9 protein-coding genes are annotated in these 12,199 nt (G+C 36.8%); 4 read left to right on the top strand and 5 right to left on the bottom strand.

Translation table 11 applies throughout. The annotated features are described in order from the left end of the window. The first annotated feature begins 68 nt into the window (after nucleotides 1-68). Nucleotides 69-3,056: a translation initiation factor IF-2 gene (gene infB / locus REI64_RS09275; RefSeq protein WP_308849835.1), complete on the top strand. Its 2,988-nt coding sequence runs from the start codon at nucleotides 69-71 to the stop codon at nucleotides 3,054-3,056. Between the two features lie 49 nt (nucleotides 3,057-3,105). Here the strand turns inward: infB and REI64_RS09270 are convergent, their stop codons facing one another. Genes REI64_RS09270 through REI64_RS09260 form a run of 3 tightly spaced genes read right to left on the bottom strand, consistent with a single transcriptional unit; the run spans nucleotide 3,106 to nucleotide 5,697 of the window. After that, the gene (locus REI64_RS09270) at nucleotides 3,106-3,846 is read right to left on the bottom strand and encodes a DUF268 domain-containing protein (RefSeq protein ID WP_308849834.1); all 741 of its coding nucleotides are present in this window, start codon (nucleotides 3,844-3,846) and stop codon (nucleotides 3,106-3,108) included. After that, the gene (locus REI64_RS09265; RefSeq protein ID WP_308849833.1) at nucleotides 3,839-4,846 is read right to left on the bottom strand and encodes a glycosyltransferase; all 1,008 of its coding nucleotides are present in this window, start codon (nucleotides 4,844-4,846) and stop codon (nucleotides 3,839-3,841) included. Before REI64_RS09265 ends, REI64_RS09270 begins: the two co-directional genes overlap by 8 nt. A gap of 2 nt (nucleotides 4,847-4,848) precedes the next feature. Then, nucleotides 4,849-5,697, bottom strand: a complete 849-nt coding sequence (locus REI64_RS09260) for an alpha-1,2-fucosyltransferase (RefSeq protein ID WP_308849832.1) — start codon at nucleotides 5,695-5,697, stop codon at nucleotides 4,849-4,851. A 62-nt stretch (nucleotides 5,698-5,759) separates the two neighbouring features. Between REI64_RS09260 and REI64_RS09255 the strand changes: the two genes are divergently transcribed. Further along, a complete protein-coding gene (locus REI64_RS09255; RefSeq protein WP_308849831.1) occupies nucleotides 5,760-6,713 on the top strand; it encodes a glycosyltransferase in 954 nt (317 codons plus the stop codon). On the opposite strand, the gene REI64_RS09250 is transcribed toward REI64_RS09255, so the two are convergent. Both REI64_RS09250 and REI64_RS09245 read right to left on the bottom strand, forming a co-directional pair. After that, nucleotides 6,700-7,629: a glycosyltransferase gene (locus REI64_RS09250; RefSeq protein ID WP_308849830.1), complete on the bottom strand. Its 930-nt coding sequence runs from the start codon at nucleotides 7,627-7,629 to the stop codon at nucleotides 6,700-6,702. The two genes, REI64_RS09255 and REI64_RS09250, sit on opposite strands and share 14 nt — an antisense overlap. A 210-nt stretch (nucleotides 7,630-7,839) precedes the next feature. Then, entirely contained in the window at nucleotides 7,840-9,672 is a 1,833-nt protein-coding gene (locus tag REI64_RS09245; protein WP_308849829.1) for an ABC transporter ATP-binding protein, read from the bottom strand. A gap of 109 nt (nucleotides 9,673-9,781) precedes the next feature. Between REI64_RS09245 and meaB the strand changes: the two genes are divergently transcribed. Beyond that, complete coding sequence (meaB, locus tag REI64_RS09240; RefSeq protein WP_308849828.1) at nucleotides 9,782-10,687, top strand: methylmalonyl Co-A mutase-associated GTPase MeaB; 906 nt, start codon at nucleotides 9,782-9,784, stop codon at nucleotides 10,685-10,687. Nucleotides 10,688-10,968: 281 nt separating this feature from the next. Further along, nucleotides 10,969-12,199, top strand: a 1,231-nt coding sequence (locus REI64_RS09235) for an OmpA family protein (RefSeq protein ID WP_308849827.1), incomplete at its 3' end; no start/stop codon positions are given.

Below are 12,199 nucleotides of genomic sequence, written 5' to 3'. Positions count from 1 at the left end.
AGCTAGATACTTGAATTAATAAGAATAAACGTTACTTTTGTATAATTAGAAAAAATAGAGGATAATCAATGTCAGACGACAAAACCATAATGTTATTAAAAGCAGCAAAGGAGCTTAACATAGGACTCGCTACCGCGGTAGAATTCCTTGGTAAGAAGGGCTATGCTGTGGATAATAAGCCTAATACCAAGCTTTCGGGCGAGCAATACAATGTCTTGTTGAGAGAGTTTCAAGGAGATAAAATTGTTAAAGAAGAGGCTAACCAAATAGTTATTGGCAAAATTCGTCGCGATGAACCTGAAGTAACAATAGAAAAAACTCCTGAACCTGCGAAGAAAAATCAGGATTTTGAAAGTGAGGGTGTTCTAATTAAGAACCTTAATCAATTTACACCTGCAGAAAAGCCTGTAGTTGAAAAACCAGTGGCAGAAAAGCCTGCAGAGCCAGTTAAGGAAGCTCCAAAGGTGGAAGAAACTAAGCCTGTTGAAACAACGGAAGACTCTTCTCGCCCTGGAGTTAAAGTGGTAGGCAAAATCAATCTTAGTGATTTAAATCCTAAGACACGCCCTGCGGCTAAAAAAGAAGAAGCTCCAGCACCTGCTCCTGTTGTGAAAGAGGAGAAACCGGTTGCAGAAGCGCCTAAAGTGGTAGAACAACCTGTTGCTAAGCCTGTAGAGCCTGTAAAAGCAGAAGAAAAAGTTGAAAGCAAGCCTGTAGAGGCAGCTAAACCTGTGGAAACGCCTGCTGCAAAACCTGTAGAGGCACCAAAAGACGAAGTAATCAAAGCTCGTTCGGTGAAATTATCTGGTCCAAATATTATTGGTAAAATTGAATTGCCAACTACACCAGATAGAAGAAACCAGCCTGTGGCATCGTCTTCTAGCGACGCTGATGCTAGACGTAAGCGTAAACGTAAGAAAACACCGGGCGCTCCTGGTGCTGGCGGACAACAACAAGGTCAGCCTGGAACTGGTGCGCAAGGCGGTGGTAACCAACAAGGAGGCGGTCAAAGAACGCCTTATCAAGGTAACCGTCCTGGCGGTGGTCAAGGTGGTGGCTATCAAGGTAACAGAAATAATAACCGTCCAGGCTATCAAGGAAATAGAAATGCTGCTGGTGGTAATACTCCAAAAGAGGAACCAACAGAAAAGGAAATCCAAGATCAAATCAAGGCAACACTTGCTCGTTTAAGTGGTGCTGGTAAATCTGGTAAATTTGCACAGAGAGCTAAACTTCGTCGTCAAAAACGTGATGATGTGGCACTTTCTGCAGAAGAAGCAGCATTAGAGGAAGAATTGCAATCGAAAGTGTTGAAAGTAACAGAGTTTGTTACTGCCAACGAATTAGCGAACATGATAGACGTACCGGTAACCAAAATTATTGGTACCTGTATGAGCTTAGGTATGTTCGTGTCAATTAACCAACGTTTAGATGCAGAAACCTTAACCATTGTTGCTGATGAGTTTGGTTACGAAATCCAATTCGTAAAACCAGATGAAGAGGAAGATATCAATATCGAAGAGGAAGATTCGGAAGAGAATTTACTGCCAAGAGTTCCTGTGGTTACCATTATGGGTCACGTGGATCATGGTAAAACTTCGTTATTAGATTATATCCGTAAAGCAAATGTGGTAGCTGGAGAAGCCGGCGGTATTACGCAGCACATTGGTGCATATAAAGTTACTACCAGCGCTGGCAAAGAAATCACTTTCTTAGATACTCCGGGTCACGAGGCCTTTACAGCGATGCGTGCTCGTGGTGCTAAAGTTGCAGATATTGCAATTATTGTAGTAGCTGCGGACGATGCGGTGATGCCACAAACTAAAGAAGCAATTAACCACGCACAAGCGGCAGGTGTTCCTTTGGTATTTGCATTTACTAAGATCGATAAGCCAGGTGCAAACTCAGATAGAATTCGTGAACAGTTATCTGTAATGAATATCTTGGTTGAGGATTGGGGTGGTAAATATCAATCACAAGAAATCTCAGGTAAGAGCGGTTTAAACGTAGACTTACTATTAGATAAAGTATTATTAGAAGCTGAGTTATTAGAGTTAAAAGCTAATCCTAATAAACGTGCCACAGGTACTGTTATTGAGGCTACTTTGGATAAAGGACGTGGTATTGTAACTACGGTTTTAGTACAAGGTGGTACTTTAAGAGTTGGAGATCCAATTTTAGCAGGTAGCTACAGTGGTAGAGTAAAAGCATTGTTTAACGAACGTGGAGCTAAGGTAAACGAAGCAGGTCCATCTGTACCGGTACAGGTATTGGGTATGCAAGGTGCACCAACTGCAGGAGATAGATTTAATGCGTTAGAAAGTGAAACTGAAGCAAGAGATATCGCGAATAAGCGTTTGCAATTAATGCGTGAGCAAGGATTGCGTACCCAGAAACACATCACTTTGGCAGAGATTGGTCGTCGTTTGGCGATTGGTAACTTTAAAGAGTTGAACTTGATCATCAAAGGTGACGTGGATGGTTCTATTGAGGCATTAGCAGATTCATTGTTGAAACTTTCTACGCCAGAGATACAAATCAATGTGATCAGCAAAGCAGTAGGTCAAATTTCTGAAAGTGACGTATTGTTAGCTTCGGCATCAGATGCGATCATTATCGGTTTCCAAGTACGTCCATCAACAGGTGCACGTAAGTTAGCTGAGGCAGAGCAAATCGATATTCGTTTGTACTCTATTATCTACGATGCAATCAATGAGATTAAGGCGGCTATGGAAGGCATGTTGGCACCAGAATTCGAAGAGAAGATTGTGGCTAACGTAGAAATCCGTGAGACTTTCAAAATCACTAAAGTTGGTACAATTGCTGGATGTATGGTATTAGATGGTAAGATTACCAGAAATAGCAAAATCCGTATCGTACGTGATGGTGTTGTAATTTACACAGGTGAATTGGCTTCATTGAAACGTTATAAAGATGATGTTAAAGAAGTTTCTAAAGGTTACGAGTGTGGATTGAATATCCAAAACTTTAATAACATTGAAGTTGGAGATATCGTAGAAGCTTACGAACAAGTAGAGGTAAAACGTAAGTTATAGGCTTGCTTGCGTTTAATTGATATAAAAAAGGAGCGGGCAGTCGCTCCTTTTATTTTTTAAACCAAAAACAACCGCATCCGTACGCCTGTTTTTCCAATAAGCCTTCGCTTGGGTCTGCTATTAGGCCGCCATCTTTTTCATCCTCGGGAATAAGAGTAAACTCTTGGAGGGTTAGGTCGGCAAACAAAGACAATACACTTTCTTTCGTATATATTCTATGAGCATTAAACATTATCTTGCTTTGATTTCCCAAGGGAACAACGAATAATAAATTTCCTCCTTCGACTAACACTCGTTTCAGTTCAGCTATAGCTTTTAAATCGCCATCATAATCCAGAGGCTCATTGTACCTTCCTAGGCCAACATGCTCAACCGTGTGCATACATGAGATAGATGCCACGCTTCTATCCGGAAAAGGAAGATTTAATAAATCCCCTGGCAAAGATTTTAAGTTAGGCAGTGAAAGATTCGCGGGCCTATAATCATAAAATTCAACTGGAATAAATGCCGATAAAATAGAACAAAAATGTAACGTAGAAGAGATGTCAATATGTTTGTCCGGATTGTAAGACTTAACTATCCTAGTGGCCCAAGCCGGGTGGTAAATATAATGTCTATCGAAACCAGTATTAGATGTTGCATCATCTAAACATGGGTACAAATCAACTTCATTTAGATCAAACCTTTTTAGGGTTGATTTCTCTTGCTCCTTTAAAATCTTAAATTGTTTTATAAAAAGTTTTGATGCTGATTTCGAGTGTTTAAAAAAGTTTTTTATTTTTTTAAGCATAATTAAAAATGTGTTTTACCGATTTTTTAAATACTTTTCTAAATTGTTTAGCTGTAAAAGAGTTTAAATTGAAAACTTCGGACGCCATAAAAACTTTTAGGGCGTTTACTTTAATATTTTGATCCATGACGATGGAATACCATAAGCGATGTAAGATATCTTTAAATTCTTGGATGTGGTATTTTTTGATTTTATCATTGGCTGATTTAATTTCGGCTAGCAACCGATTATAATATTCCAGATTGGCTTGAGATAATTGATTAGAAAAAATCTCGTAATATAGATTTGTTTTTGTCTCTATTTCTGTAAGTCCAATAGACGACAGTATATATTCGATCACTCTTTTTTGGTAGACAACCAGATTGTCAGCGTAAATCGTAGTGGTATTAGTTCCATGAATACGATAATCAACCAGAATGCTGTCTAAATTAGTTACCACTCCCATTTCCGACATTCTTACAAAACAGTCGTAATCTTCGGCTATAGGGAAATCTCTATAACCCCCAATCGACATAAAGGTATCCCGTCTAAACATGGTGGATGAATTTATAAACGGATTTCTAAGTAACAAGTACGGGCCTAGGTCTACCCCGCTAATCACTTCAATGAGTTTTCCTTCAAAATTGCCATTTTCATCGATTTGCCGCCCATGACCGCCACATAAAACAACATCAGGATTTGCTGACAGATAATCGTGTTGCAACTTAATTCTATCGATGTGAGCAATATCGTCACTATCTAATATGGCAATATATTTGCCTTCAGCAAGTGTTTTTAATCTATTTCGGGTAAATACTAGCCCCATGTTTTTTTCATTCTCATAATAACGAATTCTGTTATCAGAAAATTTCTGTACTACTTTGCTAGTTTGATCCGTGGATCCATCATTAACAATAATGATTTCAAAATCAGTAAAGGTTTGCCTAAGAATACTAATGATCGCTTCGGCCAAATATCTCTCGGCATTATAAGCTGCTATAAATACTGATACTTCTGGCATTTTTATAGTTTTATCCAATCATTTAATGATAAGGTAAGCTCAGAATTCTTTATCCATTGAGACGGGCTTATTACAATTTTAGTAGGGTTGCTGTTAAGCCATGCGCCCCACCAACTAAAGGAGCTATTTGCGATAATATTGTGTTTGCAATTACTCATCAGGTACATGTCATTATAACTATCCATCCCAGTATTCCAATCAACAAATATCATGTTTTCTTCATCAGAAAGATGATTTTTACACCAAGTTATATCATCAGAAAAAATATAAAATTTTGGAGCAGTTACTTTGTTTTTTATGTAGGTTATAGCTAAATTATAGTATTCGGAGGTGCATATTTCGCCTAAATTTTGGTCCTTTAGATAGTCGCCCCTTCTCACGTGCAAACTTACACTAACACTGTCCATTATGTCTTTCAATACACTTTCGTTTCTCTTGTCTTCGGGCTTAGGAAAATTAAAGTCATGTAAGAGATTTACTCTGATATTATTAAAATAGCTTTCGTTTTGCCAATAGCCCCACAAGTAATTATTTCCTTTAGAATAGACATTGGGATCATAAGAAAATTCTATTTTTTCCTCCTGATAACTTTTTCTCAAACCGAGCACTCTTCTCGCTTTCCTATAAATCCATTTTTCTTGTTGTGGTTTTAACAGCTCTAAAAATAGATTTGGCGCATGCTTAAGCCGTATTCCAAAAATTCTTGAAAGTTCATACCCGTTATGTTTGTCATAATTGCCAAAATGAGACAGGTCTGCATATACCTTTATATTTTGATATTCTAAACTCTTGTAGAAAGCATACTGGAACATCTGATTTCCTAGACCGCCTAAAAACCGCACAATTTTCATACTGTTTACAAATAAACACATAAATTTACGAACTTAAATATTTGATAGAACTTTAGATCAAAATGTTGATTACTATAATCATACCTAGTTTTAATTACGGAAAGTTTATTGCGCATACGCTAGGAAATGTAACGTTGCAGACCTACAGCAATATAGAGGTATTGGTTGTGGATGATGGGTCGGTGGACAATACCAAAGAGATCGTATTGAATTTGGCCGAGAAGGACAAACGCATAAAATATATTTACCAAAACAATAAAGGGCTTTCTGCCGCAAGAAATACAGGATTAAGACACTCTAAGGGGCAATTCATACAGTTCCTAGATGCAGATGATCTTTTGTCTGAGAGAAAGCTGGAAATTCAACTACAGCATTTTTTGAGAGACCATACTTTAGACATTTCGTATACAAATGCAGTTTATTTCTCGAATGAAGACCCAAAAACATTTTACAAAACATTAGAACTTACAAATAGAGATTGGATGCCTAAACTAGTAGGGGATAAATTTTCAACTTGGAAGGCTCTAATTGACTATAATATTATGCCAGTTAACGCAGCGCTTGTAAAGAGAAGCATTATAGATAAAACGGGATTCTTTAATGAAGAGTTAAGGAGCCTTGAAGATTGGGAATATTGGTTGAGGTGCTCTGTTGTTGGCAAAGTTACTTTTGTAGATAATGTAGAGGCTTTTGCTATGATTAGAGTGCACGATAACAGTATGAGCCAGAACAAAGCTCGTATGCTAAGCCTAGAGATAGACTTGCGAGGATATATACAAGATTTAATTAATAGCTTACCATTAAATCGTAAAGATTCAAAGAAATTACTAGCTCAAAATGCAAAAAAAATTAAAAACTTATTAGCGAGGGAAATTAGTAACCTCGGTTTGTTTGATTTTGCCTCGTTTGGGGGGCTAGTTAAAAAAATAGGCTTCAAAAACTTTTTGCGAGGATATTTTAAAGCTATCAATGAGTATAGAAAGAAATCATCGCTTAAAAATGTTACTTTACTTTAAATTTTAAGGCGTAAAAGAATCTCGCCAAAAGACTTCTAGGCTTTTGGTCAGGTAAATAGCTGTTATATCTTGAAATAATTATCCAAACGAAATACAAACTAAAGCGTCTCTGATAAGCGGTAGCAATTTTTCGGATTAAATCTCGATCTTTTGATGTAAGATTTTTATAAGATTTAAACGATATCAGTTGAGTTGTTAGGTCGCTACAAATTGCTTTTTTTAGCTTTTTTTTATCCATGCTGCTAATACTCCCAATCACCGATTTATGATGTACGCGATATAAAGTAAGACACCGATTAACGTAAGTGATCTTGTCGTGATAATGCGCTATGAAGCCCATCCACCAATCGTAGTAACCGACTGCTGGAATTGGTGAAAAATATTTTACAAAGTTTTTTGAGAATAGCGTTGTGTGTCCCGTTACATAATTATTTAGTATGATACTTTTGAAAGTTCTTTCGCTAATATTGAAATCAATATTTAATAGCGTTTTTCCTAACGGCTGGTCATTTTTATCTATTAAATCTGAATTCGAAAAAGCTAACCAATTATTACCAATATTATCACTTAGCACCGACAGTTTTTCTGGAATCCAAATATCATCTTGATCACTAATTGCAATAAAATCGCCGGTACATAAACTTATAGCTTTTTCAAAATTTTTATTAAAGCCCAAATTAAACTCATTTCTAAAAACTTTTAGTTGTTTATTCTGCTCTTGTAATTTTATCAAATACTCGTAGGTTCCATCATTGGAGCGGTCGTCAACAACAACGATTTCGATGTTTTTATAAGTCTGTGCAAAAATCGAAAGAAGTTGTTTCTCTAAATATTCACCAGCGTTATAAGTACAAAGCGCTACTGAAATTAATGGCTTTTTCGGCGTGTTAGGAAAGCTGTCTTCTATACTTTTCACTTTTGATTTAATGCTTAGCTAAAGTTATCTCTAAAAATAGGATTAATTCTTCGTTGAAATCCTTAAGAACAAGTATGAGGTGATTTTTTTGAGTCATTTTAAACAATAGGAAATATACTGTCTTAGAGTCTTACGGTAGACTAATTAAGCAAATAAGCTATGTTTACTGAAGCACATTTCTACTACTACATCATATTAGTATAAATATTTTTATTCACTAAAAGTTTGCATTTCAATTAAGCGATGGTATAGCCCCTTTTTTGCTAAAAGCTCACTATGGCTGCCCTCTTCTACTACTTCTCCCTTGTCGATTACAACAATAGTGTCTGCATGTTGAATAGTACTTAACCTATGCGCAATTACAATAGAAGTTCTGTTTTGCATTAAATTATTGAGCGCATGCTGAACTAACTTTTCTGATTCTGTATCTAAAGCCGAAGTAGCTTCGTCTAATAACATAATTGGCGGATTAGCAAGTACAGCCCTTGCAATACAAACACGCTGTCTTTGTCCGCCAGATAACTTGTTACCCCTGTCGCCTACGAAAGTTTGATAACCGTCTTCAGCGTTAACAATGAACTCATGGGCGTTAGCTATTTTAGCGGCATTAATTACTTCTTCTTCCGTGGCATCGGGCTTGCCATAGGCGATATTGTTAAAGATGGTGTCGTTAAACAAAAACGATTCTTGGTTTACGATGCCCATCTGGCTTCGAAGACTTTCAACGGTTAAATCTCTATAGTCGTGCCCATCAATTTTAATAGTGCCATTTTGGGGGTCGTGAAAACGAGGAAGTAAATCCATCAGTGTGCTTTTCCCTCCTCCCGAAGGCCCAACAAGTGCTACTGTTGTGCCTTTTTTAATCTCTATGTTGATGCTCTTAAGTACTTCCTTTTCCGCGTAAGAGAAGCTAACGTTTTGTAAGGCGATACTTTGACTAAAATTTCCCAAAGGTTGTGCTTCGGTTTTGTTTGCAAATTCAGGTTTGGTGTCTATCAAGTCCAGCACTCTTTCTCCAGCGGCGATACCAGAATGGATTCCACTAAAAGAGTTTCCTATTGCTTTTGCTGGGCGCATTACTTGAGAGAAAATGCCGATATAGGTAATGAAATCAGCCGCAGCCAAAGCGTTCTCATCATTAGTTAAAATCAATGTACCTCCATACCATACAATAAATGCAACCATTAAAACGCCTAGAAATTCTGAAACAGGCGAAGCCAATTGTTGGCGGCGCACCATTTTTCGGTTTAGATTGGAATAAAAAACATTCTCTTCATTGAACTTTTCTTTGGTCCTTTCAGTGGCATTAAAGGCCTTGATAATCTTAATTCCGCCAAGAGCTTCATCCAAAAATCCAATCATTTTTGCAAAAGATTCATGAGCTTCTTTGGCTTGTCTTTTTAATCGCTTTACAATTTTACTAATGATAAAACCGGCAATAGGAATTACAATTAATGAAAGCAAAGTTAGTTTAACGGATATATTAAGCAGAACTACGATATAAAAAATGAGTTGTAGTGGTTCCTTAAAAACAACCTGAAGCGTATTGGTTACTGTGAACTGCACTACTTGAACATCAGAAGCTACTTTAGAAATAATATCGCCCTTGCGTTCATTGTTAAAGTACCCTACGTGCAAATTCATCACGTTGTTAAATACTGTTCTACGGAAATTTAAGAGTGTGTGTACCCTAAGGTCTTCCATTATTCTTTGAGACAGATACCTGAATACATTAGAAAGTAAAACAGAAGAAACAATAACAATACAAACATAAACTAGTGTTCTTTCTGCGCCAACAGCATCGATAGAATCGTTAACAAACTCCCTGAATGTTCCCAAAATATCAAAACTAGAAGAATTTTCTTGATCAATATTACTGCTGATAGCGGATTGCTTTGTCTTCAATAATGTCTCAAACAGAGGAGATAAGAGTGCTAGATTTAAAGTGCCAAAAAAAACAGACAATAGCGTAGCAATGACATAAGGTATCGCAAATTTTTCAATTGGTTTGGCGAATGATAATAATCTAAAATATATTTTCATTTAAAATGCATAAGAAAACAAAGTTACAGTTTTTAAAAAATCTTCTGTCATTATAATATATTAAGGTATTCTATTACATATAACTGATTAATTGTGTTTATTTGCCAATATGATTTCTAGAAAGATTGATATCGAGAAATTAAGGAAAGAAATTAAAGCAGGTAATTTTCTATCGGTAGCTAGGGCATTAACCTTGGTAGAAAACAATATCCAACCTGCCGAAGACTTGTTAAAAAGTCTTGATATAAACAGTGAAATTCCTGTAATAGGGATTACTGGTCCTCCAGGCGCCGGAAAGAGCACCTTAGTAAATGCCATAATAGCAGAGTTCTCTAAGAAAAATAAAAAGGTTGCTGTATTGGCAGTAGATCCTACTTCTCCGTTCAATTTTGGTTCGCTATTGGGCGATAGAATCCGTATGACTAAACACTTCAACAATGAACATGTGTTCATCCGTTCAGTTGCTACAAGAGGTTCTCTAGGAGGGATGTCAGCAAAAACTATAGAAATGACAGATGTGCTCAGATCAGCTAATTTCGATCTTATCATTATTGAAACAGTTGGTGTAGGGCAGTCTGAAATTGAAGTTGCAGGTTTAGCCGATCAAACAATTTTGGTTTTGGTCCCCGAAGCCGGAGATGAAATACAACATATCAAATCGGGCCTGATGGAAGTTGCACAAGCTTTTGTGGTCAACAAGGCAGATAGAGAAGGTGCTGATGTTTTTGCAAATAGGTTGAAAAAGATGGTGGATGAACAACACCAGGAAACACCCGTATTTAAAACGGTAGCTGATAAACAGTTGGGAGTTGATGTGCTTTGCGAATGGATTGAAAATATAGAAACTAATAAGAGTAGAATGGCTAAAGATTATCTCTTTGCAGAGCATGCCTATAGGCTAATCCAAACCAGGAGAATGTTTGGTGTCGATAAAGGAGAATTGTTAAAGGAAATTAGTAGGAGTAGGTTGGAAGACGGTTTTAACCTGTATGGTTTTATAGAAAAATGGATTTAATGTGTTGTTGCAAATGTATATATTTTAGGACTTATACTACATAGTGTGTTTTGTACAATACAGCACTTTAACCTATTTTGTATTAAATATTAATATCTCACTGTTGTGTTTCAAAGTGTTGATTTTCAGATTAAAACTATAGGTTTTAAGAATAAATACTAAAACTATGGTTGTTTGGAACGGAGTTTGTATAAAGGTTTTGAGATTATAAAAATTTGTTTAATTTTGTAAGACAAAAAATTATACAATAAAATATTTTGTTTAACCTTAAAAAGAAAATTATGAATTATTCTACTTTAAAAAAGGGCGTTGCAGCTTCTTTAGTAGCATTAGTAGGAGTTTCTTCTCTAGCTAGCGCTCAAGATGCACCTGCAACCAACTCTTCTGCCAAGGTATTTGGTGGTAGAGCACAGTACAGAACTTGGTCACTAGGTGTTAACGCAGGTGTATTGGCTCCTGTTGTTGTAACTGGCGGATCAAACGACTTCACTAACTGGGACGTTAACTTAGGTTACGGTATCTCGTTACGCAAGCAATTAGGTCACGCTTTCGGTTTAGAAGGTAACGTTTTCCGTGGAAAGCTTTCTGGCAACAATGAAAAAGCTCCAGGTGGTGCTAAAGCTGGTATCAGAGAATTTGAAACAGAGATTGCTTACTCAACAGACTTAAGAGGTGTTGTAAATGTAGCTACTGTAGATTTCTTACGTCGTGAGAACTCTGTTAACTTCTTCGTGACTGCTGGTTACGGTGTTGCTGCTTACAGAGCTGCCTTGAACGGTGCTGATCCTAAAAATTTAGCTGAAGTTTATGGTGATAATGGAGACAAAAAATATATCAAAGAAGCTTACGTTCCTGTAGGTGCTGGTATTAAGTTCAAAGTTTCTGATCGCGTATCTTTCAACTTAGCTTATACAATGAACTTTGTTGATGGTGATAACTTAAACGGAGTTTACTCTACTACTGGTTCTAAAGATAAATTCTCTTATACTTCAGCTGGTTTAGAATTCTCATTAGGTTCTAAATCTAAACCAAACTTGGATTGGGTTAACCCATTAGCAATGATGTATGATGAATTGAAAGATCCTTCATTACGTCAAGAAGTTGAGGCTTTGAAAAACCGTGTTGCTAACGTTGAAAAATCAGTTGATGATTTGAAAAAAGATAGCGATGGTGACGGTGTAGCTGATATGTTTGACAAAGAACCTAATTCAGCTCCAGGTGCTGTAGTTGATGGTTCAGGTCGTACAATCAAATTCCCTGAGCAAGCTGCAGTAACTGCTCCTAATTCAGGTGTTACTGGTTTCGAAACTATCGGTTTTGAATTCAATAGCTCAGTATTAAAAACAGAATCTTATCCAACTTTAGATAAATTATCTTCAGTATTGCGTGAAAACGGTGGTAAAGTAACAGTTGCAGGTCATGCATCTAGTGAAGGTACTGCTGCATACAACATGAAGTTATCTAAAGACAGAGCTAACTCTGTTAAAACTTACTTAGTAAACTCTGGCGTTA

Source organism: Pedobacter sp., assembly GCF_031119335.1.
In the GTDB taxonomy this organism is placed as follows: domain Bacteria; phylum Bacteroidota; class Bacteroidia; order Sphingobacteriales; family Sphingobacteriaceae; genus Pedobacter.
Note: the sequence above shows the minus strand (reverse complement) of the source record. Positions and strands in the feature narration are given on the sequence as shown.

Excerpts from the sequence above, each read along its gene's own strand:
- REI64_RS09270 (WP_308849834.1), bottom strand. The coding sequence starts at position 3,846 with ATGCTTAAAAAAATAAAAAACTTTTTTAAACACTCGAAATCAGCATCA.
- meaB (WP_308849828.1), top strand. The coding sequence starts at position 9,782 with ATGATTTCTAGAAAGATTGATATCGAGAAATTAAGGAAAGAAATTAAA.
- REI64_RS09260 (WP_308849832.1), bottom strand. The coding sequence starts at position 5,697 with ATGAAAATTGTGCGGTTTTTAGGCGGTCTAGGAAATCAGATGTTCCAG.
- REI64_RS09245 (WP_308849829.1), bottom strand. The coding sequence starts at position 9,672 with ATGAAAATATATTTTAGATTATTATCATTCGCCAAACCAATTGAAAAA.
- infB (WP_308849835.1), top strand. The coding sequence starts at position 69 with ATGTCAGACGACAAAACCATAATGTTATTAAAAGCAGCAAAGGAGCTT.
- REI64_RS09255 (WP_308849831.1), top strand. The coding sequence starts at position 5,760 with ATGTTGATTACTATAATCATACCTAGTTTTAATTACGGAAAGTTTATT.
- REI64_RS09265 (WP_308849833.1), bottom strand. The coding sequence starts at position 4,846 with ATGCCAGAAGTATCAGTATTTATAGCAGCTTATAATGCCGAGAGATAT.